Origin of the sequence: Arthrobacter sp. NicSoilB11 (genome assembly GCF_019977375.1) — a bacterium.
In the GTDB taxonomy this organism is placed as follows: Bacteria; Actinomycetota; Actinomycetes; order Actinomycetales; family Micrococcaceae; genus Arthrobacter.
In genome coordinates this window covers 2,606,679-2,630,692 of the sequence record NZ_AP024657.1, presented here as the reverse complement: position 1 = coordinate 2,630,692, position 24,014 = coordinate 2,606,679, and the positions used below count along the sequence as shown (strand labels likewise).

The window sequence follows — 24,014 nt, the reverse complement described above, 5'->3', positions numbered from 1 at the left end:
TGGCGGCCGATCGTGGAGGAACCATGACCCAGACCGCCCATGGCGTCGAATTCACCCGGCAGCCTTCGGCCAACCCGAAGTCCGCCGAAGAGCGTGCAGCCATCCTGGCAAACCCGGGATTCGGCAACTACTTCACCGACCACACCGCCATCGTGGACTACAGCGTGGACGCGGACGGCAACGGCGGCTGGCACGATGCCCGGATCGAACCCTACGGTCCGATCGTCCTGGATCCTTCCGCCGCCGTCTTCCACTACGGCCAGGAGATCTTCGAAGGGTTGAAGGCCTACCGCCACGCGGACGGGTCCATCTGGACCTTCCGCCCGGAGGCGAACGCGGCGCGGCTGAACAAATCCGCCCGCCGTCTGGCCCTTCCGGAACTGCCGGCCGAGTACTTCCTCGGCGCCATCCGCGAACTGGTGGCAGTGGACAAGGAGTGGGTCCCCTCCGGCGACGGCGAGGCCCTGTACCTGCGGCCGTTCATGATCGCCACCGAGGCCTTCCTGGGCGTCCGCGCCGCCCGCGAGGTGTCCTTCCGGGTGATCGCCTCGCCTGCCGGCAACTACTTCGGCGGCGAGCTCAAGCCCGTGTCCATCTGGATCTCCCGGCAGTATGCCCGCGCCGGCCGTGGCGGCACCGGCGACGCCAAGTGCGGCGGCAACTACGCGGCTTCGCTGATCGCGCAGCAGGAGGCCGAGGCCAACGGGTGCAAGCAGGTCCTGTTCCTTGACCAGGCCAACGACAACGCCGTGGAAGAACTGGGCGGCATGAACGTGTTCTTCGTCATGAAGGACGGCTCGCTGGTAACGCCCGCGCTCACCGGGACCATCCTGGAAGGCGTCACCCGGATGTCCGTCATCCAGGTGGCCAAGGACATGGGCCGCGAGGTTTCCGAGCGGAAGATCACCCTTGACGAGTGGCGTGACGGCGTGGCCTCCGGTGACATCACCGAAGTGTTCGCCTGCGGCACGGCAGCCGTCATCACTCCCATCGGAGTCCTCAAGGACGCCACCGAGTTCATCGGTTCCGAGGACGCCAAGGCGGGGGAGACCACCATGGCCATCCGCGAAAAGCTCTTGGGCATCCAGACGGGCACGGAGCCGGACACCCACGGCTGGCTGACCCGCCTGGCATAGCCTGGCAGTTTTCAATGTACGACGGCGCCTGCCGGACTTGGGTCCGGCAGGCGCCGTCCTGCGTTCCGGCCAACAGGCATTCCTGGGCTGGTTCGCAGATCCTGACCTTGAAGGCGTGGTTTTGCGAACAAGCTGCTGACTGTTGCGGGGTGGATGCCGGCACACCGACGCGCTGCGGGGCTGGGGTGGGGCAGCGCCGGATGCAAGGATGGACCGGTGACCTCAGTTTCCGGCCCCCGGCTGCAGCGCAGCTCCGGGCTCACACAGTTCATCCTGGCACCCAACCCCGGCCCCATGAGCCTGGACGGCACCAACTCCTACCTCCTGCGTGCCCCTGGCCATTCCTCCGTGGTGGTCGTGGATCCCGGTCCCCGGGACGAAACGCACCTGAACGCACTGGCCGGGACCGCCGCCGTCGAACTGATTTTGGTGACCCACCGGCACGCGGACCATACGGCGGGTTCCGCCCGCCTGCATGAATTGACGGGCGCGCCGGTCCGGGCGGCGGAGCCCGGCCACTGCCACGGCGGGGGAGTGCCGCTGGTCCATGGAGAGGTGATCCAGGCCGCAGGGCTGGAGATCGTCGTCCTGGCCACGCCCGGCCACACCTCAGACTCCGTCTGTTTCCACCTGCCTGCGGACGGGGACCATGGATCGGTGCTGACGGGCGACACCGTCCTTGGCCGCGGCACCACCGTCCTGGATTATCCGGACGGCACGCTGGGCGACTACATGGCATCCCTGGACCGGCTCGAAGCGCTGGGGCCCGCAACCGTCCTCCCGGCCCACGGCCCGGTGCTGCCCTCCCTTGAAGCCATCGCACGGGACTACCGGACACACCGGGAAGAACGGCTGGCGCAGATCCGCGCCGCGCTGGACCGGCTGGGCCAGGATGCAGCCGCGGGGGAGGTGGCCGACGCCGTCTATTCCGACGTCGAGCCTTCCGTGCGGCGTGCCGCCGAGCTGTCCGTGGCCGCGCAGCTGTCCTACCTGCGCGGCGGCGGCAGCGCGGGCCAGGCGGCACCGGCGGGACGGTAGGGTAGGAGCCATGCGTATTGCCAGGTTTGTAGTCGATTCCGATCCCCTGTACGGCGTTGTGGAAGGTGAACCGGGCAGTGAGGAAATCACTGTCATCCACGGCGACCCCTTTTTCCATGGCGTGGAGCGCACATCCGTGCGCCACAAGCTGGAGGACGTCCGGCTGCTGGCGCCGATCATCCCGCGGAGCAAGGTGATCGGCGTTGGCCGGAACTTCGTGGATCACGCCCATGAACTCGGCAACGAGGTCCCCGCCCAGCCGCTGCTCTTTCTGAAGCCCAACACCGCAGTCGTGGGCCCCAACGACCCCGTAGTGCTGCCGGAGTTCTCCGAAGAGGTCTCCTTCGAAGCTGAACTCTGCGTGGTGATCGGCCGGATCTGCAAGGACGTGCCGGAAGACCGCGTGGACGATGTCATCTTCGGCTACACGTGCGGCAACGACCTCACGGCCCGCGACGTCCAGAAAACGGACCTGCAGTGGACCCGCGCCAAGGGCTTCGACACCTCCGCGCCGCTGGGGCCCTGGATCGAGACCGACCTGGACACGGAGGACCTGCAGATCCAGGGCAGGCTCAACGGTGAAGTGCGCCAGGACGGCAGCACCAGCCAGATGATCCGCGGCGTGCGCGAACTGGTGTCGGTGGTATCGCAGGCGTTTACCCTGCTGCCGGGCGACGTGATCATGACCGGCACGCCCGCCGGCGTGGGCCTGGTCAAGGAGGGCGACCGCTTCGAGGTGGAAATCGAGGGCATCGGACGGCTTTCCAACCCCATCGTCCGCCGCTAGGCCTGTCCGGCCGACGGAAGGCCGGACCCGGCCAGGCGGGTAAAGTTGAAGCCACTATGACTATCGCTTCTTCGTCACCCGCCGCAGCCATTCCGCCCGTTACCGCCGAGACGCCCGTCCGGGTCCGTTTCTGCCCGTCGCCCACGGGTACCCCGCACGTTGGACTGATCCGGACGGCCCTGTTCAACTGGGCCTACGCGCGCCACACCAAGGGCACGCTGGTTTTCCGCATCGAGGACACGGACGCGGCGCGGGACAGCGAGGAAAGCTACCACCAGCTGCTCGACGCATTGAAGTGGCTGGGCATCGACTGGGACGAGGGCGTTGAGGTCGGCGGCCCGCACGAGCCGTACCGGCAGTCCCAGCGCGGCGACATCTACCAGGACGTCATCAAGCGGCTGCATGACGGCGGGTTCATCTACGAGTCCTTCTCCACCCCGGAGGAGATCGAGGCGCGCCACCGCGCGGCCGGACGGGACCCGAAGCTTGGCTACGACGGCTTTGACCGGCACCTGACGGAGGAGCAGCTGGCGCAGTACCGGGCGGAGGGCCGGCAGGCTGTCCTCCGCCTGCGCATGCCGGACGAGGACATCACGTTCACCGACCTGGTCCGCGGCGACATCACGTTCAAGGCCGGTTCCGTCCCTGACTTCGCCGTGGTGCGGGCCAACGGTGCGCCGCTCTACACGCTGGTCAACCCGGTGGACGACGCGCTGATGGGCATCACCCATGTGCTGCGCGGCGAGGACCTGCTCAGCTCCACGCCCCGCCAGATCGCCCTGTACCGGGCGCTGTACGCCATCGGCGTCGCCGAGTACATGCCGGAGTTCGGCCACCTGCCCTACGTCATGGGCCAGGGCAACAAGAAGCTGTCCAAGCGCGACCCCGAGTCCAGCCTGTTCCTGCACCGGGAGCGGGGCTTCATCCCGGAAGGGCTGCTGAACTACCTGTCCCTGCTGGGCTGGTCCCTCAGCGCGGACGAGGACATCTTTACGGTGGAGCAGCTTGTGGAGCACTTTGACGTCCACGACGTCCTGGCCAACCCGGCCCGCTTCGACCTAAAGAAGGCCGAGGCCATCAACGGCACCCACGTCCGGATGCTCGAGCCCAAGGTGTTCCGTGACCGCGTTGCGCACTACCTGCGCGAGGCAGGCCTGGTGGGGGAGATCCTGACAGACCGCGAAGAGGAAATCGTCACCGAGGCGGCGCCGCTGATCCAGGAACGCATCACGCTCCTGGGCGAAGCCCCGGACATGCTGGCGTTCCTGTTCAAGGCCGATGACGCCATCGACATCGCCGACGACGCACGCAAAGGCCTTCCCGCCAACCTTCCCGAGGTCCTTGATGCCGCCATCGCCGCGCTGGAACCGGTGGCGGAATGGACGCCGGACAACATCCAGGCCGCACTCAAGCAGGCCCTGGTGGAGGACATGGGCATCAAGCCGAGGCTTGCCTTCGGCCCGGTGCGCACGGCCGTTTCCGGCCGCCGCGTGTCGCCGCCGCTGTTTGAGTCCATGGTGATCCTGGGCAAGGAGTCCTCCCTGCGCCGGCTCCGCGCCTTCCGCGGCTGATGACCGCTCCCAGCCAAGCGGCCCGAGCCGGCATACTGGAGACACCTTTCGGCCGTGTCCGGGGCGTCCTGTTCGACATTGACGACACCCTGGTGGACCTCGAGTATTCGATGACCACCGCGCTGCGCGAGGTCAGCGAACACCTCCTGCCCGGACTGGACCAGGCCGGGTGGGAGCGGTTCGGCCGCATCTTCACCCACGAGACCACCCACTTCTACGACCGCTACCTGGCCGGCGAGCTGACGTTCAACGAACAACGCCTGCTCCGCGGGCGTGCGGCACTGGGACACTTCGGCGTTGACCTGGGCGAGGGCGAGGAGTCGCACCGGTGGCTGGCGGCCTACATGGAGAAGCAGCCCGCGTACGTGAAGCCGTTCCCCGATGTGCTGCCCCTCCTGGACGTCCTGGACAATGCGGGAGTGCCCTACGGCGCCGTGAGCAACAACGTCCATGACTACCAGCGCGCCAAGCTGGACGGGGCCGGGCTGGAGCGGATCACGCACCTGGTGGGCACGGACACGCTTGGCGTGGCCAAGCCCGATCCGGCCATGTACCTTGAGGGCGTCCGGCTGCTGGGCACTGCCCCGGGCGAAACGCTGTACGTGGGCGATAACCGGCTGCTGGATGCGGAGGGTTCGACGGCGGCAGGGCTGCTGGGCGTCTGGCTGAACCGCATGGGTGAGGTTGTGGAGGGCTTCGAGGGCAGCATGGTTGCTTCCCTGGAGGAACTGCTGGCCTAACCGGACCAGCCGGCCACATAGGCGTTGCAGGCCGGGACCGCGGCCCCCTTTTTTGCAGGGCCGCGGTCCCGGCCTGTCTGCGTCAGCTGTCAGGGGGCCCGCAGGCCCGCGGCACGGCGGCGCAGGAGCAGGTAGGCCGCGACGGCGGCGGCCACGAGCAGCGCGATCAGCAGCAGGGCGATGCCCGGGTTGTCCAGCCAGGACGACGGCGACACTGCCGCCACTTTCGTGTGCAGCTCCTGCGTGCCGGCAGCGATTTTCGCGTTGCCGTCCGCCAGCTTGCCGGCGCCTTCCGCCAGTTTGCCGGAACCGTCGTCCAGCCGGCCGTTGCCATCGGCCAGCTGACCGGATCCTTCGGCGAGCCGTGCGGACCCCGATTCCAGTTGGCCCGTCCCACTGCTGAGCTTGACGGTTCCGTCGGAGAGGGCTTCCGTTCCCGCCAGCAGGCCCGGGTTCGCCGGGTCGCCGCCGCCGTTGATGCCCGCGCTGAGCCGGGTGGTGCCGTCCTGGAGGTTGTTGGCGGCGTAGATCAGGCCGGGACGGTCGGGGTCGCCCGGCACACCGTCCATCCCCACCCGGATCTTCGCCGTCCCCTCGGCCAGCATCGACGTGCCCAGCACCACGCCCGGGTTCTGCGGATCCGTCGCATTGAGCTTTTCCGCCAGGGTGGCAAAGCCCGCCTTCAACCGTCCGGCGCCGTCGTTCAACTCGCCGGCTCCCGTGGCCAGCCTGCCCGTTCCGGTCTTCAGCTGCCCGGCGCCGTCGTCCAGGGCCCCGGCCCCGCCGTTGACCTTTGCTGCGCCGGCGTCAAGCTGTACCGCCCCGGCATAGGCCCTCCGGCCGCCGTCGGCCAGCTTGGCTATCTGGTCCTTGATCACTGCAAGGGGTACCAGGCCCTGCGGTCCGTTCGCTGCCGCTTCGAGCTGGTCCAGTCCCTGGCTGAGTGCGGCGAGCCCGTCGCCCTGTGCGGGGTCGTTGCCGGCACCCGGGTAACCCTTGAGCCGGTTTGCTCCGGCTGCCAGCTGGCCGGTGCCGTCCTTCAGCTCTGCGGTCCCGCTGCGCAGCTTGGTGGCGCCGGCATCAAGATCGCCGGCACTTGCGGCGAGCTGGCCCGTGCCTGCAGCGATCCGGCCCGCGCCGTCAGCAAGGTTGTTGGGTGCGTTTCCGGACGCCGTTGGGGTCAGCGCAGCGGAAAGAGCGACGGCGCCGGACTGAAGCTTCCGTGCGCCGTCGTCCACCTGGTAGACACCCGGTACCAGCTTGTTCAGCACATCTTTCTGCAGCTTGGTGGTACCGGCGTGCAGCTTGTCCACCCCTGGTGCCAGCTGGTCGCGGACTCCGGAGAAGATCCGGCCGGCCCCCGACTGCAGGGCCGCGGCGCCGGCATTCAATTCGCTGCTGGCGTCCCTGACCTTGTCCGAGCCGTCCTTCACCTGCGCCGCGCCTTTGTTCGCGGCCCCTGCTCCTGCTGCCAGCTGGCCCGAACCGTCTTTGAGCTGGTTGGCCCCCGCGGCAGCCTGCTCTGCTCCGTCCATCAGCTGCGCGGCACCGTTGGCGATCTGGCCCGTGAGGAAGGTATAAAACGCAAGGAAAAGAGCCAGCAGCAGGGACAGTGCCGTGATGGCGATGGATTGGGACCGGGTTTTGGGCTTGGCTGTTGCGATGGATTCTGTGCGGGTTGTCAACGCTGACACTTCCTAACTGGGCCACCGGGCGACGCTGCCCGGTGGTCGAAACCGTTGGTGGGAGGGCCATCCTGTTTCCTCGTGGGGGTGCCCGGATGGCGGGACGGGAAGTTGTTACTGATGGGTAACTTACTCGAGGGTAACCATACGGCGGGAGCGTGGGCAAGGGCCCGCATGGAGAAGTCCATGCGGCTGCCGGCGTCTTCGTCGATCCCGATTTGTGCGAGCCGAAAGTCTCGGGTAAAGTAATTTCTCGTGCTGAGGCGCACGGAGCAGGGAAAAAGCCCTGAAAACCGGCCCGAAAGTGCCATTGGGATATGGTGTAATTGGCAACACTACGGTTTCTGGTACCGTCATTCTAGGTTCGAGTCCTGGTATCCCAGCTCTGATTTGAAAGCTGGCTTCAGCTGGAATTCAGTAGGTTTCCAGTCGGTTCGCCGATTTGAAACCACGGCAAAGTGTGTGAAATACTCACTGAGCTTGAGCGGCGGAAACGCTGCCGGAAGTACTCTGGCCCCATCGTATAGCGGCCTAGTACGCCGCCCTCTCACGGCGGTAACGCGGGTTCGAATCCCGCTGGGGTCACCATCGAAATGGTCCCGGGCATTAGCCCGGGGCCATTTTTTATGAGCATCAGGCCGGTTCCCCTCCAGCCGGACGAGACCGCCTGTCGTTTCGAAGAAAATCGTCCTGCTGCGGGGGAATTCCCTGCTGGGGACGACACGCGGTGGAACTTCGCGCCCCCTACTCAACTGGCATGATGTAGCTGTGACCTCCCATGACGAGCACGGCCGCCCCATCCCGCCGGTGCCGCACGCCATGGCGGCAGTGACCCTGCTGGAGGAGATCCGCAGCGGCCTGGACCATGTGCTGCTGCCGCTCGCGCTGCCGGGCGCGGACCAGGCACGCCGCGAAACGTCGGCCGCAAGGGCGCAGCTGGACGACTACATCCTTCCGCGGTACCGGAGCCTGGACGCCCCCTTGCTTGCCGTCGTCGGCGGTTCCACCGGTGCCGGCAAATCCACCCTGGTGAACGGGCTCGTGGGGCATCCCGTCACGCGGGCCGGGGCCATCCGCCCCACTACCCGCCAGCCCATCCTGCTGCACAACCCCGCGGAGGGAACATGGTTTGAAGGGCAGCGGGTCCTGCCCGGGCTAAGCCGGATCCGCGGTACCCTCGCCGGCAGTCCGGCCGCCGCGGGCGCCATGCCGGAGCCGCGCGACGCCGCTTCGCTGGTGCTGCTGGCCGATCCGGCGGTTCCGGCCGGCATCGCACTCCTTGACGCCCCGGACGTTGACTCCATTTCCGACCAAAACCGCCTGCTGGCCGGGCAACTGCTGGCCGCCGCGGACTTGTGGGTGTTTGTCACCACAGCCAACCGGTACGCGGACGCCGTTCCCTGGAAGCTCCTCCTGGACGCGGCGGCGCGGGACATTACTGTGGCAGTGGTGCTGGACCGGGTGCCGCCGGGCGCGCAGGCGGAGGTAAGCGAGGACCTCCGCGGCCTGCTCGACCGGGAGGGGCTCGGTGGGAGCCGGCTGTTCATCATCGCCGAGACGGTCCTTGATCCGCACGGCATGCTGCCTCCCGGCGCTGTCAATGAGCTGCGGGACTGGCTTGGTGCCCTGGCCGCCGATGCTGCCGGCCGGGCCGCCGTCGCACGGCGGACCCTGAATGGAACCGTCCGCGCCCTGGCCCATCGGATTCCGGATATCGCCGGCGCCGTCCGTGAGCAGGAGCTGGCCGCCTCGCGACTTGAGGCCGACGCCGTGGCGGCTTACGCGGATGCCGCCAAGCGGATCCTTGATGCCACCCGCGACGGTGCACTCCTCCGGGGCGAAGTGCTGGCCCGGTGGCAGGATTTTGTGGGCACGGGTGAATTCTTCCGCGCCCTTGAGCAGAATGTGGGGCGGTTCCGGGACAGACTGGGGGCCTTCTTCCGCGGTGAACCGGCACCGGCCGTCGGGGTTGAGGCGGCCATCGAAACCGGGCTTCAGGCCGTCATTGTGGACGAGGCAGCCAACGCAGCGGAGGACACCGACCAGCGGTGGCGCTCAGACCCCGCGGGGCGGCAGCTGCTGGGTCCGGACGACCTGTCGGGGACGGCGCCCGGGTTCGCCGAACGGGCAGCAGCGGAAATCCGGGCGTGGCAGGAAGCCCTGATGGAGCTGATCCGGACGGAAGGCCAGGGACGGCGGACCCAGGCCCGGTGGCTGTCCTTTGGTATCAACGGCCTCGGCGCCGCGCTGATGATCGTGGTGTTTTCGATGACTGCGGGCCTGACCGGACTGGAGATCGGCGTGGCGGGCGGAACCGCCGTCGTGGGCCAGCGCCTGCTGGAAGCGGTGTTCGGCGAGGACGCCGTGCGCCGCATGGCTGATAAAGCCCGTGAAGATCTGGCCACGCGGTGCCGGCGCCTGCTGGCAGACGAGCAGGAGAAGTTCCTGCAGCGGCTGCCGGAAGGCAATCCCGCCCTCGCACAACGCCTTGCTGCGCAGGCCGGGGACCTGGCCCGGCTGGCGGAGAGCGCGTGAGCCGCCACAGCGGGGCACACGCGTCCTCCAAACTGGACGCCCGGCTCCAGGCGCTCCAGGACGCCCGGGAGCTGGGGGAGGGGGTCCTGCCGGACCAGGCGCTGCAGGACGTGTTCGACGTCCTGGAGCGCGCAAGTTCCCGCCGTTCCTTGTCCGGCGACCACACCGTGGTGGGATTTTTCGGGGCCACCGGAAGCGGCAAGTCCTCCCTCTTCAACGCGGTCAGCGGCGCGGAGATCGCGACGGCGGCGGCCCGCCGTCCGACGACATCGGAACCACTGGCAGGTGTTTGGGGAGCGGCGGGCAGCGAAGCCCTCCTCGACTGGCTGGAAGTGAGAAACCGGCATCACGCCGCGTCGGTGGACGGCTTCGCCGACGAACAGACGGGGCTGATCCTGCTCGATCTGCCTGACTTCGACTCCACCCATGCAGCCAACCGCGGGATCGTGCAGCGGATGGTGGGGATGGTGGACGTCCTGGTGTGGGTGCTGGACCCGCAGAAGTATGCCGACGCTGCCGTCCACCATGGGTTCCTGGCGCCGCACGCTTCGCACGGGGCCGTCACGCTTGTGGTCCTGAACCAGGTGGACCGGCTCCCGGAACACGATGTGCAGCCCGTGCTCGACTCGCTGCACGCAATCCTTGCAGGTGAAGGGCTGGGACAGGTGCGGGTCCTCCCTTCATCGGCGGTGACGGGGGCGGGGATCGGGGAAGTGCGGGCGGCGATCCGGAAGGTGGCCGTCCAGCGCCAGGCCCAGTCCCGGCGGCTGGAGGCGGATATCACTAAGGCCGGGCAGGACCTGCGGCAGGCTTCCGGGGACGGCGACGCCGCAGGGGTCCGGCCGGCCGCCAGGTCCCGGCTCGCGGGCGAACTGGCTGTGGCAGCGAACGTGCCTGCCGTGGTGCGGGCCGTCGGCCAGTCCTACCGGCTGGAGTCCGTCCGGCGCACCGGCTGGCCCGTCACCCGCTGGCTCTCCAGGTTCCGCCCGGACCCGCTGCGCCGCCTCAATCTCCGCAGGGATTCACCTGCCGGGCTGAACCGGACCTCCCTGCCGGCCGCCGGCGCGCCGGAGCGGGCCCGGACGGACGCTGCCGTCAGGGAATTTGCGGACGCGGCCAGCGAGGGGGCTCCGGGACCCTGGCGGGCAGCGATTAGGGGGAGGGCCAGGGCCGGCCGGGACCGGCTGCCCGACGCCCTGGACCAGGCCATCGCCGGGACCGACATCGGGGCCAACCGCAAGGCGTGGTGGTGGGGTGCCTTCAACGTGGTTCAGTGGCTGGCGCTGCTGACGGTGCTGGGCGGCCTGGGCTGGCTTGGCGTCCTGGCCGGACTGGCCTACCTGCAGCTGCCGGTGCCCGAAGTTCCACGCGCGGAAGGCTGGCCGGTACCCACCCTGATGATCGCCTTCGGCCTGGTGCTGGGGATATTTTTGGCGGTCACCGGCCGTTTCATTGCGTCCGGTGCTGCCCGGGCGCGGGCTGCAAGGGCACGACGGCGGCTGAACAGCGCCGTGGCAGCGGCGGCGCAGGAGCTGGTGGTGGCGCCCGTGGAGGAGGAGATTGCCAGGCTGGCAGCCTTCAACAAGGCGCTGAAGAAGGCCATGGGGCCGTAGGGCTGCTACCGGCCCATAATGACCTAGCCGCCCGCCAGGGCGGCCGCGGCGTCCCGGACCTTGATGAGGGTGCGCAGGTTGCGGGTGGTGGTTGCGGCCTTGAACTTCGTTTTCGCGCTGATCTTGCTGAAGGGGCTGTCCAGTGTCCCTCCCGCCGGGGCCAGCCAGGCAAGCGCTTCGGGCCCCAGCCGCTGCTGGTCCTGGCTTTCAAGGGCTGACCCGGCCGCCTCCAGTTCGTCAAGGACGGCGGTGTCCGAGGACAGGGTGATATAGGTGTGGGTGGACCTGTCGTCGTCCGGGTAGGGGCAGCCATCCACCAGTTGGGCCACCCGCCCGGCGTCCAGGACCACAACCCACGCTTCATAGCCAAAGGCGGCCCGGAGGCACTTTTCGCATTCCTGTTTGACCGCTGCCGCGTCCAGGGTGCTGCTGAGCACCACGTTTCCGCTGGCCAGCAGGGTCTTTGCGTCCGTGAAGCCGCAGGATTTCAGCGCGTCCCGCAGGTCCGCCATCTTGATATTGATCCCGCCCACGTTGATGCCGCGGAGGAACACCGCATAGCTGCCCATGGGCACAGCCTAGCGGCCGGAGCCCCGGTGGGGCCGGCAGGAGCCTAGTCGTTGTTCTTGCGGAGGGCCTCGGTGAGGATGCGCCCGGCATTGCAGACAACTTCGGCGTGCAGGCGGCCGGGCTGGCGGGTCAGCCGCTCAATTGGACCGGAAATGGAGACGGCGGCAATCACCCTGCCGGACGGACCCCTCACCGGTGCCGAAACGGAGGCGACCCCCGGCTCACGCTCGCCAAGGCTCTGTCCCCAGCCCCGGCGTCGTACTCCTGCCAGGACGGTCGGCGTGAAACGGGCCGACTGCAGGCCCTCGAGGAGCCTGTCGTGATCCTCCCAGGCGAGCAGGACCTGCGCGGCAGAGCCGGCCTTCATGGACAACTGCGTGCCCACGGGAATGGTGTCGCGCAGGCCGATGGGGCGCTCCGCGGAGGCGACGCATACGCGCCAGTCACCCTGCCTGCGGAAGATCTGGGCGCTTTCGCCGGTGGCATCGCGCAGTTGCATGAGTACGGGCCCGGCCGAGGCGATCAGGCGGTCTTCCCCGGCGGCGGAGGCAAGCTCCACAAGCCTGCTGCCGAGCACGAACCGGCCCTGGATGTCTCGGCTGACCAGCCGGTGGTGCACCAGCGCCAAAGCGAGGCGGTGGACAGTGGGCCGGGCCAGGCCGGTGGCGGCTACCAGCTGCGCCAGCGTGGTGGGGCCGGCCTCAAGGGCATCGAGCACCTGGGCCGCTTTATCAATGACACCGACTCCACTAGAATTGTCCATGTAATGATATTGCCGTCTCAATATCTGAGATGCAAATCTTTCGGCTGGCGCAGCGCGGAGCCGTCCTGATTCAGTTGGATCAATCAGCCAAACAGCAGTGAAGGGAGATGGCCATGGTAAAGACATTGGCCGAGAAAGTCTGGGACGCACATGTGGTGCGCAAAGGTGACGGCGATGGTGCCAACGCCCAGCCGGACCTTCTGTACATCGACCTTCACCTGGTCCACGAAGTCACGTCCCCGCAGGCGTTCGAAGGCCTGCGGCTGGCCGGCCGCAAGCTGCGCCGGCCGGACCTGACCATTGCCACCGAGGACCACAACACCCCCACGCTGGACATCGACAAACCGATTGCCGACCTGACCAGCCGCACCCAGATCCAGACCCTGCGCAACAACTGCGCGGAGTTCGGCGTCCGGCTGCACAGCCTGGGCGATGCCGAGCAGGGCATCGTGCACGTGGTGGGCCCGCAGCTGGGCCTCACCCAGCCCGGCATGACGGTGGTCTGCGGCGACTCGCATACATCCACCCACGGCGCTTTCGGTGCGCTGGCCATGGGCATCGGCACCTCCGAGGTGGAGCACGTCATGGCCACCCAGACCCTGTCCCTGAAGCCGTTCAAGACCATGGCCATCAACGTCGAGGGCACACTGCGTCCCGGCGTCACCGCCAAGGACATCATCCTCGCCGTGATCGCCAAGATCGGCACCGGCGGCGGCCAGGGCTACGTCCTGGAATACCGCGGGTCGGCGATCCGCGCCCTGTCCATGGAAGCGCGCATGACCATCTGCAACATGTCCATCGAAGCCGGCGCCCGCGCCGGCATGGTGGCCCCGGACGAAACCACCTACGAGTACATGAAGGGCCGCCCCCACGCGCCGGAAGGCGAGGACTGGGACGCCGCCGTGGAGTACTGGAATACGCTGCGTACCGACGACGACGCCACCTTCGACGTGCAGGTTGACCTGGACGCCAACACCCTGGAGCCGTTCGTCACCTGGGGCACCAACCCCGGCCAGGGCGTGTCCCTGTCCGAGTCCGTTCCGTCACCCGGGGACTTCGGTGACGAAAACGCCAAGGCCGCTGCCGAGCGCGCCCTGCAGTACATGGGACTCGAAGCCGGCACGCCCATGAAGGACATCCGCGTGGACACCGTCTTCCTGGGCTCCTGCACCAACTCCCGGATGGAGGACCTGCGTGCCGCTGCCGACATCATCCGCGGCCGGCAAAAGGATCCGAACATCCGGATGCTGGTGGTCCCCGGCTCTGCCCGCGTCCGGCTGGAAGCCGAGGCCGAGGGCCTGGACAAGGTCTTCAAGGACTTCGGTGCCGAGTGGCGCTTTGCCGGCTGCTCCATGTGCCTGGGCATGAACCCGGACCAGCTGGAGGTGGGGGAGCGTTGCGCCTCAACCTCCAACCGAAACTTCGAAGGCCGGCAGGGCAAGGGTGGCCGCACCCACCTGGTCTCCCCGGTGGTGGCCGCAGCCACGGCAGTACGGGGCACGCTCAGCTCTCCATCGGACCTTGACCCGGCTCCCGAACCCGCCGCCATCCGCATCGACGCAGCCTAGGACAGCACAAATGGAAAAGTTCACCAAGCACACCGGTATCGGCGTCCCGCTGCGCCAGAGCAACGTCGACACCGACCAGATCATCCCCGCGGTCTACCTCAAGCGGATCACCCGGACCGGCTTCGAGGACGCGCTCTTCTCCGCCTGGCGCAAGGACCCCTCCTTCATCCTGAACCAGGAGCCCTACAACGCGGGATCGGTCCTGGTGGCAGGCCCCGATTTCGGCACCGGTTCCTCCCGTGAACACGCGGTCTGGGCGCTGAAGGACTACGGTTTCAAAGCCGTCCTGTCCTCCCGGTTCGCCGACATCTTCCGCGGCAACTCGGGCAAGCAGGGACTTCTGGCCGCGCAGGTTGCGCAGGACGACATCGAGCTCATCTGGAAGGAACTCGAAAACGCCCCGGGAACCCAGGTCACCGTGGACCTCGAGTCCAAGACCGTCGTCTGCGGCAACATCGTGGCGCCGTTCGACATCGACGACTACACCCGCTGGCGGCTCCTGGAAGGCCTCGACGACATCGGGCTGACCCTCCAGCACGAAGCCGACATCACCGCCTACGAGGCGACCCGCCAGGCGTTCAAGCCCAAGACCCTGCCGGCGAAGCTTTCCTAGCCCCGGGGCCACCATCCCGGCGGCGTGGCGCAGCGGGCGAAGGCCGCGCCACGCCCCGCCGCCGGTACCCCCTTATTTCGGTTCGGTAACGCGACCTCCTATGCTTGGTTGGAGCCTTTGCAAGGTTTTGGGGGCTAGTGATCGTGAGGAAACCGGTATATGAGTAGTGTTCTGACAATCCGCGGCGGTGTCCCGCTTACAGGCCGCGTCAGCGTCCGTGGGGCAAAGAATCTTGTCCCCAAGGCAATGGTGGCGGCGTTGCTGGGCAACGAACCCTCGGTGTTGCGGAACGTGCCGGAGATCAAGGACGTGGAGGTGGTCACCTCCCTGCTGCAGCTGCATGGGGTGACCGTGGAGAAGGACCCGGTCAACGGTGACCTCACCCTCGATCCCAAGGCCGCAAAGACGGCGCCGAGCACCGCGATCGATGCCCATGCCGGTGACTCCCGCATCCCCATCCTGCTGTGCGGACCGCTGATCCATGCCATTGGCGAAGCCTTCATTCCCGACCTGGGCGGCTGCAAGATCGGCGACCGTCCCATCGACTACCACCTGGATGTCCTGCGCCAGTTCGGTGCCGTCGTGGAGAAGCGCCCCGGTGGCATCCACATCTCTGCACCCAAGGGCCTGCACGGCGCCAAGATCTCGCTGCCGTACCCGTCCGTGGGCGCCACCGAGCAGGTCCTGCTGAGCGCCACCCGCGCGGAAGGCATCACGGAGCTGTCCGGCGCCGCCACCGAGCCGGAAATCATCGACCTTATCGCCGTGCTGCAGAAGATGGGCGCCATCATCAGCGTGCAGACGGACCGGACCATCCGCATCGAGGGTGTCCGTGACCTCGGCGGCTACAACCACCGTGCCCTCTCGGACCGCAACGAATCGGCGTCCTGGGCTTCGGCCGCACTGGTGACCCGCGGCGACATCTTCGTTGAAGGCGCATCCCAGCGCGACATGATGACGTTCCTGAACACCTACCGCAAGGTGGGCGGCGGAATGGACATCGGCGAGGACGGCATCCGGTTCTACCACAAGGGCGGAAAGCTGAACCCGCTGGTCCTTGAAACGGATGTCCACCCCGGCTTCATGACGGACTGGCAGCAGCCCCTGGTGGTTGCGCTGACCCAGGCCGAGGGCGTATCGATCGTGCACGAGACGGTGTATGAGAACCGTTTTGGCTTCACCGACGCCCTGATCCGCATGGGCGCCAGCATCCAGGTGCACCGGGAATGCCTGGGCAGTGTCCCGTGCCGGTTCGGCCAGCGCAACTTCCTGCACTCCGCGGTGATTTCCGGACCCACCCAGCTCAAGGGAACCGACATTGATGTCCCCGACCTGCGCGGCGGGTTCAGCCACCTGATTGCCGCCCTGGCCGCCACCGGAACGTCCCGGGTCACCGGCATCGACATCATCAACCGGGGCTACGAGCGGTTCACGGAAAAGCTCGCCGGCCTTGGGGCCGACTTCGACATCACCACCACGAAGTAGCGCGGCACCGTGAAGGAATCGGCCAAAAGCAAGGCCACATTTGTTTTCATTGCCAGCATCGCCCGGCCGCTGCTGAACCTGATGATGTCCAAGACGTGGGAAGGCACCGAAAAGCTTCCCGCCGGCGGCTTCATCGCAGCCCCCAACCACTGCACGGAGATCGACCCCCTTGTTGTGGGGCACATGCTCTACAACCAGAAGCGTGCCCCGCACTTCCTGGCCAAGGCCGCGCTGTTCAAGGTTCCCGGCCTGGGTGCGCTCCTGCGGGCCACCAAGCAGGTGCCGGTGGAGCGCTCGACGGCGGGAGCGAACCGATCGCTGCAAGTGGCCCAGGAGATTGTGGCTGAGGGCGGGGCGATCATCATCTACCCGGAGGGAACGCTGACACGCGATCCCGGACTTTGGCCGATGAAGGGGCATACCGGCGCGGCAAGGCTGGCCCTCGAAGGCGATATTCCGGTGGTGCCCATTGCCCACTGGGGCGCGCACGAGGTGTTCCCCAGGTACGGCAAGCGGTTCCACGTGTTCCCCCGGAAGCACTCACGCGTCGTCGTGGGCGAACCGGTGGACCTGAGTGCGTTCCGCGGCCGCCCGCTGGACAAGGCCACCCTGACGGAGGCGACGGAAGTGATCATGGACGCGATCACGACTTTGCTGGCAGGCCTGCGCGGCGAGCAGCCTCCCGCCGAACGCTGGGACCCGGCCAAGCGGCCGCAGGCCAAGCACGGACGGTTCGTTGACCGCGGCGAGCCCGAACCAGGAACGGAAGCTCCGTGACCGCTGACGGGAAGCCGGGGGCGGCGGGCACGGTAGCCGTCCTGGGTGCGGGATCGTGGGGGACAACCTTCGCGAAGATCCTCGCGGACGCTGCGATTGCCGCCGGAACGCCGCGCGTCATCAGGCTTTGGGGCAGGCGCGCCGGGGTGGTCGAAGAGATCAACAACTGCCACCGCAACAGTGAGTACCTCAAGGACATCGTCCTGCCGGAGAGCATCACGGCGTCCACAGACGTCCGCGCAGTCCTGGCGGAAGCCGACCTGGTGGTGCTGGCGGTTCCGGCCCAGTCGCTGCGCCCGCAGCTGCGCGAATGGAAGGACATGATCGCTCCCGGAGCTGTTGTGGTCTCCCTGATGAAGGGGCTGGAGCTGGGCACGGACGCGCGGATGAGCGAGGTCATCGCACAGGAACTGGACCTGCCGCTGGAACGCATCGCAGTTGTCTCGGGACCCAACCTCGCCATGGAAATTGCGCGGGAAGAGCCTACGGCATCAGTCGTGGCATGCGCTGACTCCGCCACTGCAGGCTGGCTCGCCCGGACCTGCACCGCCCCCTACTTCCGGCCCTACACCACGGCCGATGTGGTCGGCGTCGAAATCGGCGGCATCGTCAAGAACGTGATTGCGCTGGCAGTAGGCATCTGTGAGGGCAAGCAGATGGGGGACAACACCAAGGCCTCGGTGATTACCCGGGGACTCGCGGAAACGTCCCGCCTCGCCTTGGCGCTGGGCGGCGAGGCCAAGACCATGGCCGGGCTCGCCGGGCTGGGCGACCTTGTGGCAACCTGTTCGTCCGCGCTGTCCCGGAACCACACGGCCGGGAGGCTGCTGGGCCAGGGCCTGACCCTGGAGGAGGTGGGCCGAAAGATGACCCAGACCGCCGAAGGCATCAAATCCGGCCAGGCCGTCCATGAACTCGCCGGCAAGCTCGGCGTCGACATGCCCATCACTGCCGCCGTCGTCGCGGTGCTGGCAGGCAAGCTGTCCGTTGACCAACTGGGGCCGGTTCTGCTGTCCCGGGAATTGAAACCTGAAGGCGATTACTGACCATGTCCCAAGACACACCCAACACAGGGGAAACTGCCACCAGCCGGAAGCCGCGGGTCGCCGTGCTTTTCGGCGGCCGCTCCAGCGAGCACGCCGTGAGCTGCGTCACCGCAGCAGGCGTGCTGGGCGCGATCAACAAGGACAAGTACGACGTCATCCCCATCGGGATTGCCAAAACCGGCCAGTGGGTTCTTGCCCCGGCCGAAACCACCCAGTGGTCGCTTGCCGCATCATCACTCCCCGAGGTAGTACCTTCCCCGCAGACCGTCACGCTTGCTGAGATCGGCGGGGAACACCAGCTGATCGTGGCGTCCCCCAATGAGGTTCCGCAGGAACTGGGCGCCGTCGACGTGGTCTTTCCGCTGTTGCACGGCCCCTTCGGCGAGGACGGGACCATCCAGGGGCTCCTTGAACTTTCCGACACCCGCTACGTCGGCGCCGGAGTCCTGGCATCGGCCGTCGGCATGGACAAGCACTACATGAAGGTGGTCTTCGAGGCCGCCGGACTCCGCGTGGGACCCTACGTGGCTGTGACCGACCGGCAGTGGCAGCGGGATCCCGAATCCGTCAGGAAGCAGGTGGACCGCCTCGGTTTCCCCGTCTTCGTCAAGCCGGCCCGTGCCGGCTCGTCGATGGGCATCTCCAAGGTTGATTCCCTTGAGGACCTGGACGCCGCGATCGAAGAGGCCCGCCGCCACGACCTCAAGCTGGTCATTGAAGCCGGAATTGTCGGCCGCGAAATCGAATGCGCTGTCCTGGAAGGCAGGGGCACCGATGCGCCCCGGACCTCGATGCCGGGCGAAATCTCGGTGTCCGGGGGGACGCACGAGTTCTACGACTTCAACGCCAAGTATGTGGAGGATGATGCCGCAGCCCTGAGCTGTCCCGCAGACATCCCCGCGGAAGCGATCTCCCGGGTCCGGGAGCTGGCGGCCGCCGCATTCGACGCCGTCGGCGCCGAGGGCCTGAGCCGCGTGGATTTCTTCTACACCCCCGAGGGCGAACTGATCATCAACGAGATCAACACCATGCCCGGCTTCACGCCCAAGAGCATGTACCCGCAGATGTGGGCAGCGTCCGGACTGGGCTACGCGGACCTGATCGACGAACTCATCCACCTGGCCCTGAACCGCAAAACCGGCCTTCGCTGATCCACGCCGGAACCCTCCCGGCGTGGGCCCACCCGCCTGGACCTACCGGCTCTTCGGCAGGTTCTGCAGGTCTTCCTGGCCCACGCAGTTCCGTGCTGACGGCACCTTTTCGGCAGCTGCTGCCAGGTCCGCGAGTACGGTTGCGGAGCTGATTTTGTCCGGGTCCATCAGGATTTCCGTGGCCGGTTCCCGCCCGTAGGTGGTCAGCGTCCACACGGGGTCGCCCTCCTTGATGACCCAGTCGACGCCGTTGACGGTCACGCAGCGGTCCGTCGTAGGGCCCGGCACATTGACGCCGCAGCGGAGGATGACAAGCGACGGGTCGCCCCAGGCTGCGGTGGCCTGGCTGTTGGTCTTCCGCAGCTTTGAATCGCCGATGGCGTCCGGCAGGGCCACCATCATCGGTGCGCACAGCGGATTGGCGGCGTCCCTGGCGGGCGTGACGTCCACCGCGGGGGAGCAGGCGGTCAAGGAAAGGGCGGCAATTCCCCCAACCATCGCCATCCTGGCGGCACGGGCGGACAGGGGCAGCTGGGGATGGTGCATGATCCCAGCCTATCGCCGCCGTCGTCCCCGCCCGGACACGATGTCGGCCGGGCGCGGTAGCGTAGTGGCGTGCCTGAAGACCTCCGTAACCGCGTCGCCTGCCAGCCCACCGTCGCCGGCCTTTCCGAAGCCGAGCTGCTGGACCGGATTTTTCCGCGCCTCCGGATGGCCGGGGGCCACACCGCCAGCACGTTGCTGGGTCCCGGCGATGACGCCGCCGTTGTCGCAGCCCCGGACGGCAGAACCGTCATCAGCATCGACACCCAGGTCCAGGACCAGGACTTCCGCCTCCTGTGGCCCAACGGCTACCGCACCACCGGGTTCGACGTCGGATGGAAGGCTGCGGCACAAAACCTCAGCGACATCAACGCCATGGGCGCACAGGCAATATCCATGGTGGTCAGCCTCACCCTCCCCGTGGACACACCCGTGAGGTGGGTGGAGGACCTGGCGGACGGGTTGACAGCCGGAATCCGTGAACTTGGCGCCGCGCGTTGCTCCGTGGCCGGCGGGGACCTGGGCCGGGGCCGCGAAATCTCGGTAACCGTGGCGGTGCTGGGGACGCTCGACGGCGGACAGCCGGTCCTGCGGTCCGGCGCCCGGGCGGGGGACATCCTGGCGCTGGCAGGAACAGCAGGCCATGCCGCCGCAGGCCTGGCGCTGCTTGAATCGGACATCGCCGTGGACACCCTCACCCCGGCCGAGCGCGCCTTCGTGGACCTGCAGTGCCGGCCGCGTCCGCCGCTGCATGCCGGGCCTGCAGCCGGGGCGGCGGGTGCCACGGCAATGCTGGACATCTCGGACGGACTCCTGCGGGACGGCAAGCGGCTGGCCGCTGCCAGCAACGTCGCCGTCGCGCTCGATCCGGCCGGCCTGGCGCAACTGGCGGGCCTCCTGGCCCCCGCCTCCGCCCGCCTGGGTGTGGACGGCACGGCATGGGTGCTCGGCGGCGGAGAGGACCACGGGCTCCTGGCCACATTCCCGGCGGGCGTTCAGCTGCCACCCGGATTCACTGCGATAGGCTCGATACATGCACTCGGTACCGACGAAGGCCCGGGCGTCCTGATTGCGGGCCGGGCCGCGGACACCGGGGGATGGGATCACTTTGCACACTAAGGTTGCCGCCAACGCGCTGGCGATGAAGAGGTGGCTGGGCAAGGCTGAAACTGCCCTGGGAAACCACAGCGACCGGCTCAACGCCATCAACATCTTCCCGGTGGCCGACGGCGACACGGGCACCAACCTCTATCTCACCGTGCGCGCTGCCGCCCGCTCCCTGGTGCTCGCCGAGGATCAGCCGGCCCCGGTCGACGTCGGGGAAGTCCTTGCCACGGCCGGGCAGGCCGCCATGGAGGAAGCCAGGGGAAACTCGGGAACTCTTTTTTCCGTGTTTCTTTGCGCCGCCGCGGAACCCCTTGCCAGCCATACCCGGTTGACCTCCACGCTCCTGTCGGCAGCGCTGAACCGTGCCCAGATCCGCGCATGGTCCGCACTGAGTGATCCAGTTCCGGGAACCATGTTGTCGGTCATGGAAGCGGCAGCCCGTGCGGCAGCCGCCGTCGACGCCGCCCAGGACGGCGATGACAGCAATCATGCGCTGGGCCTGGCCCTGGACGCGGCGGTGGAGGGTGCGCTGGCCGCCGTGATCCACACCGAGGAGCAGCTCGATGCCCTGCAGTCCGCCCATGTGGTGGACGCGGGCGGCGTGGGCATGCTGCTGATCCTCGACTGCCTCCGCTCCGCCGTCCTGGGCGAGGAACTGCAGAGCGAACTCCTCGATGGCCTGCACGGCTACGACGTCTCCGATCCCCACATCCACACTTCCATGCCGGACGACGACGGCGTGGAAGTCATGTGCACCATCAACCTTTCGCCCCTGAATGCCGCCACCCTCCGGCAGCGGCTGGACGAGATCGGCGAGTCCGTCATCATGAGCCAGGTGGGCAACGGCTCGGATCCCGAGGGCAACTACCGGTGGCGGGTCCACGTTCACGTTCCGGAACCTGACGCGGCCGTGGACATCATCAGGTCGCTGGGGGAGCCGTCCCAGATCAGCATCAGCGAGTTGGCGCTTCCCCGGGACCCGGATGCGGAAAAGGTGAACACCGGCGGGCATGAACGCTGAGCTGGACCTCGCCCTGGAACGCCGGATCGGAAAGCGCTCCGCGGCCGTCATTGAAAAACACCTTGGCATCACCACTGTCGAAGGCCTCCTCAATTACTTTCCCCGCCGCTACCTCATGCGCGGTGAGCTGACTCCCATCAGCGAGCTCCCGCTCAATGAGGACGTCACCCTCATCGCCCGGGTGCTGTCCAGCAGCACGCGGGCAATGCAGGCACGGCGGGGGACCATCACGGACGTCATCGTTTCCGACGACGACGGGCAGCAGGGCCTCCGGCTGGTGGGCGGCAGGGACTACCACGGCAAAGTGCCCGGGACCCTCAAGATCAGCTTCTTCAACGGCTACAAGGCAAAAGCCGAGCTCCTGCAGGGACGGCGGGCGCTGTTCTCGGGAAAAGTCACCAGCTTCAAAGGCCAGCTGGGCCTCACCAACCCGGACTTCCAGCTCCTGGACGATGACCCCTTCGTGCAGGGCACCGGTGACCCCGCGAAACTCGCCGCGATGCCCATCCCCGTGTATCCCGCCACAGCCAAGCTTCCCAGCTGGAGGATCCAGAAGGTGATCGGCACCCTGCTCGAAACCGTGGACCTGGGTGCGCTGCCGGATCCGCTTCCACCCACGGTCGCCGCGAGGGAAGGCTTCCTGCCCGTGGCGGAGGCGTACCGGCTCATCCACGCGCCGGAAATTGCCGCCGACTGGAAACGCGCCCGGGACCGGTTCCGGTACCAGGAAGCCCTGGTGCTGCAATCAGCGCTTGCCAGGCGCCGGGCCCAGCTCGCCGCCGAGGAAGCCACCGCACGGCGCCCTGTCACAGACGGTCTCCTTGCTGCCTTCGACCAGAACCTGCCCTTCACGCTCACGGCCGGCCAGGCCGCCGTCGGCAAGACCCTCGCCGCGGAGCTGGCGCAGGCAGCCCCCATGAACCGGCTGCTGCAGGGTGAAGTGGGCTCAGGGAAAACCGTGGTGGCGCTGCGGGCCATGTTGCAGGTGATCGACGCCGGCGGCCAGGCCGCACTCCTGGCGCCCACCGAAGTGCTCGCCGCCCAGCATTACGACTCCATCCGCCGCACCCTGGGCGTGCTCTCCAGCGACGGACTCCTCGGCGGGCCGTCCGGGGGCAACGGGCCGTCCGTTCAGGTCACGCTGCTGACCGGGTCCATGCCCACTGCGGCACGGAAACAAGCCATGCTGGACGCCGCCTCGGGGACCGCAGGAATCATCATCGGCACCCACGCCCTCCTCAGTGACAACGTGTCCTTCTACGACCTCGGCCTGATCGTGGTGGACGAGCAGCACCGCTTCGGTGTGGAACAGCGCGATGCCCTGCGGGCGAAGGCCCGGAAACCGCCGCACCTGCTCGTCATGACCGCCACGCCCATTCCCCGCACCGTAGCGATGACCGTGTTTGGCGACCTTGAGACCTCCACCCTCGACGAACTGCCAAAGGGCCGGGCCCCGATCACCACCCACCTCGTGGGCCTTGCGGAAAATCCCGGCTGGGTGGCACGGATCTGGGCACGTGCCCGGGAAGAGATCGACGCCGGCCACCAGGTATACGTGGTCTGTCCCAAGATCGGAACAGACGACGACGGCGACTTCAGCCCGGGGGAGGCGGCACCTCCCGGCATGGACACAGAGGAGACGCGGGAGCTCGCGTCGGTCACCGCCGTCGTGGACCATCTTCAGGGCGAGCCCTCGCTGGCAGGGGTGCCGCTGGCTCCCCTGCACGGACGCCAGGACCCCGACCTGAAGACCGAGACCATGGCCGGGTTTACCGCCAACCGCATCAAGCTGCTCGTCTCCACCACCGTGATCGAAGTGGGGGTGGACGTCCACAACGCCACGCTGATGGTCATCCTGGACGCCGGCAGGTTCGGCATCTCCCAGTTGCACCAGCTTCGCGGCCGTGTGGGCCGCGGCGGACTGCCGGGAACCTGCCTGCTGGTCACCGCCCTGGAACCGGGCCACCCAAGCCGGCGGCGGCTGGATGCCGTGGCGGCCACCACCGACGGTTTTGTGCTCTCCCAGGAAGACCTCAAACTGCGGCGCGAGGGCGACATCCTGGGCGCTTCCCAGTCCGGCGGACGGTCCACATTGAAACTGCTGCGGGTGCTCGAACACGAAGACGTCATCGCCCGGGCCAGGGAGGACGCCCAGGCGATCGTAGGCGGCGACCCGTTGCTGTCCGGCTACCCGGAACTCGCGGACGCCATCGAGAAATACCTCAACCCTGAGAAGGAGGCGTTCCTTGAACGCGGTTAGCAAAG

General features: G+C 67.7%; 20 protein-coding genes and 2 tRNA genes. 18 read left to right on the top strand and 4 right to left on the bottom strand.

Features of this window, described 5'->3' with window-relative positions:
* Window positions 1–23: 23 nt before the first annotated feature.
* From LDO14_RS12230 to LDO14_RS12210, 5 genes are all read left to right on the top strand, one after another.
* Window positions 24–1,136: a branched-chain amino acid aminotransferase gene (locus LDO14_RS12230; RefSeq protein WP_018768328.1), complete on the top strand. Its 1,113-nt coding sequence runs from the start codon at window positions 24–26 to the stop codon at window positions 1,134–1,136.
* Window positions 1,137–1,352: 216 nt separating this feature from the next.
* On the top strand, window positions 1,353–2,174 hold the full coding sequence (locus LDO14_RS12225; RefSeq protein ID WP_223991959.1) for an MBL fold metallo-hydrolase: 822 nt from the start codon (window positions 1,353–1,355) through the stop codon (window positions 2,172–2,174).
* Between the two features lie 10 nt (window positions 2,175–2,184).
* Window positions 2,185–2,961, top strand: coding sequence for a fumarylacetoacetate hydrolase family protein (locus tag LDO14_RS12220; protein WP_134163873.1), 777 nt, complete (start codon window positions 2,185–2,187; stop codon window positions 2,959–2,961).
* A 56-nt stretch (window positions 2,962–3,017) separates the two neighbouring features.
* Window positions 3,018–4,532, top strand: coding sequence for a glutamate--tRNA ligase (gltX, locus tag LDO14_RS12215; RefSeq protein WP_018768325.1), 1,515 nt, complete (start codon window positions 3,018–3,020; stop codon window positions 4,530–4,532).
* Complete coding sequence (locus LDO14_RS12210) at window positions 4,532–5,272, top strand: HAD family hydrolase (RefSeq protein WP_018768324.1); 741 nt, start codon at window positions 4,532–4,534, stop codon at window positions 5,270–5,272. Before gltX ends, LDO14_RS12210 begins: the two co-directional genes overlap by 1 nt.
* Window positions 5,273–5,361: 89 nt before the next feature.
* Here LDO14_RS12210 and LDO14_RS12205 read toward each other — a convergent pair whose 3' ends face one another.
* On the bottom strand, window positions 5,362–6,966 hold the full coding sequence (locus LDO14_RS12205) for a hypothetical protein (protein ID WP_223991958.1): 1,605 nt from the start codon (window positions 6,964–6,966) through the stop codon (window positions 5,362–5,364).
* A gap of 302 nt (window positions 6,967–7,268) precedes the next feature.
* Between LDO14_RS12205 and LDO14_RS12200 the strand changes: the two genes are divergently transcribed.
* From LDO14_RS12200 to LDO14_RS12185, 4 genes are all read left to right on the top strand, one after another.
* Window positions 7,269–7,340 (top strand) — tRNA-Gln (locus LDO14_RS12200).
* A gap of 129 nt (window positions 7,341–7,469) precedes the next feature.
* A tRNA-Glu gene (locus tag LDO14_RS12195) sits at window positions 7,470–7,545 on the top strand.
* 231 nt (window positions 7,546–7,776) lie between these two features.
* Complete coding sequence (locus LDO14_RS12190) at window positions 7,777–9,492, top strand: dynamin family protein (protein WP_223995211.1); 1,716 nt, start codon at window positions 7,777–7,779, stop codon at window positions 9,490–9,492.
* On the top strand, window positions 9,489–11,105 hold the full coding sequence (locus LDO14_RS12185) for a GTPase (protein WP_223991957.1): 1,617 nt from the start codon (window positions 9,489–9,491) through the stop codon (window positions 11,103–11,105). The genes LDO14_RS12190 and LDO14_RS12185 overlap by 4 nt, the downstream gene beginning before the upstream one ends.
* A 23-nt stretch (window positions 11,106–11,128) precedes the next feature.
* Here LDO14_RS12185 and LDO14_RS12180 read toward each other — a convergent pair whose 3' ends face one another.
* Window positions 11,129–11,674 carry a DUF1697 domain-containing protein gene (locus tag LDO14_RS12180; RefSeq protein WP_056387902.1) on the bottom strand — a complete coding sequence of 182 codons (546 nt, stop codon included), beginning with the start codon at window positions 11,672–11,674 and terminating at the stop codon, window positions 11,129–11,131.
* A gap of 44 nt (window positions 11,675–11,718) precedes the next feature.
* A complete protein-coding gene (locus tag LDO14_RS12175) occupies window positions 11,719–12,438 on the bottom strand; it encodes an IclR family transcriptional regulator (protein WP_009356552.1) in 720 nt (239 codons plus the stop codon).
* A gap of 113 nt (window positions 12,439–12,551) precedes the next feature.
* Between LDO14_RS12175 and leuC the strand changes: the two genes are divergently transcribed.
* The 6 genes from leuC to LDO14_RS12145 all read left to right on the top strand — a co-directional run bounded on the left by leuC (window position 12,552) and on the right by LDO14_RS12145 (window position 19,078).
* Window positions 12,552–14,006 carry a 3-isopropylmalate dehydratase large subunit gene (leuC, locus tag LDO14_RS12170; RefSeq protein ID WP_223991956.1) on the top strand — a complete coding sequence of 485 codons (1,455 nt, stop codon included), beginning with the start codon at window positions 12,552–12,554 and terminating at the stop codon, window positions 14,004–14,006.
* Window positions 14,007–14,016: 10 nt separating this feature from the next.
* The gene (gene leuD / locus LDO14_RS12165; protein ID WP_018768318.1) at window positions 14,017–14,619 is read left to right on the top strand and encodes a 3-isopropylmalate dehydratase small subunit; all 603 of its coding nucleotides are present in this window, start codon (window positions 14,017–14,019) and stop codon (window positions 14,617–14,619) included.
* Between the two features lie 159 nt (window positions 14,620–14,778).
* A complete protein-coding gene (murA, locus tag LDO14_RS12160) occupies window positions 14,779–16,104 on the top strand; it encodes a UDP-N-acetylglucosamine 1-carboxyvinyltransferase (protein ID WP_026265620.1) in 1,326 nt (441 codons plus the stop codon).
* Window positions 16,105–16,113: 9 nt separating this feature from the next.
* Window positions 16,114–16,881, top strand: a complete 768-nt coding sequence (locus LDO14_RS12155) for a lysophospholipid acyltransferase family protein (RefSeq protein ID WP_223991955.1) — start codon at window positions 16,114–16,116, stop codon at window positions 16,879–16,881.
* Complete coding sequence (locus LDO14_RS12150) at window positions 16,878–17,927, top strand: NAD(P)H-dependent glycerol-3-phosphate dehydrogenase (RefSeq protein ID WP_223991953.1); 1,050 nt, start codon at window positions 16,878–16,880, stop codon at window positions 17,925–17,927. The genes LDO14_RS12155 and LDO14_RS12150 overlap by 4 nt, the downstream gene beginning before the upstream one ends.
* Before the next feature lie 2 nt (window positions 17,928–17,929).
* Window positions 17,930–19,078 carry a D-alanine--D-alanine ligase family protein gene (locus LDO14_RS12145; protein WP_056387895.1) on the top strand — a complete coding sequence of 383 codons (1,149 nt, stop codon included), beginning with the start codon at window positions 17,930–17,932 and terminating at the stop codon, window positions 19,076–19,078.
* A 42-nt stretch (window positions 19,079–19,120) separates the two neighbouring features.
* Here the strand turns inward: LDO14_RS12145 and LDO14_RS12140 are convergent, their stop codons facing one another.
* Window positions 19,121–19,624: a DUF3515 domain-containing protein gene (locus tag LDO14_RS12140; protein ID WP_018768313.1), complete on the bottom strand. Its 504-nt coding sequence runs from the start codon at window positions 19,622–19,624 to the stop codon at window positions 19,121–19,123.
* Between the two features lie 69 nt (window positions 19,625–19,693).
* Here LDO14_RS12140 and thiL point away from each other — a divergent pair, with 69 nt between their 5' ends.
* The 3 genes from thiL to LDO14_RS12125 are packed head-to-tail and all read left to right on the top strand — an operon-like array spanning window position 19,694 to window position 24,009.
* Window positions 19,694–20,740 (top strand): thiamine-phosphate kinase, encoded by a 1,047-nt coding sequence (gene thiL, locus LDO14_RS12135; protein ID WP_223991952.1) that lies wholly within the window; start codon window positions 19,694–19,696, stop codon window positions 20,738–20,740.
* 22 nt (window positions 20,741–20,762) lie between these two features.
* Window positions 20,763–21,749, top strand: a complete 987-nt coding sequence (locus LDO14_RS12130; RefSeq protein ID WP_223995209.1) for a DAK2 domain-containing protein — start codon at window positions 20,763–20,765, stop codon at window positions 21,747–21,749.
* Window positions 21,739–24,009 carry an ATP-dependent DNA helicase RecG gene (locus LDO14_RS12125; protein WP_223991951.1) on the top strand — a complete coding sequence of 757 codons (2,271 nt, stop codon included), beginning with the start codon at window positions 21,739–21,741 and terminating at the stop codon, window positions 24,007–24,009. The genes LDO14_RS12130 and LDO14_RS12125 overlap by 11 nt, the downstream gene beginning before the upstream one ends.
* The last annotated feature ends 5 nt before the right edge of the window (window positions 24,010–24,014 follow it).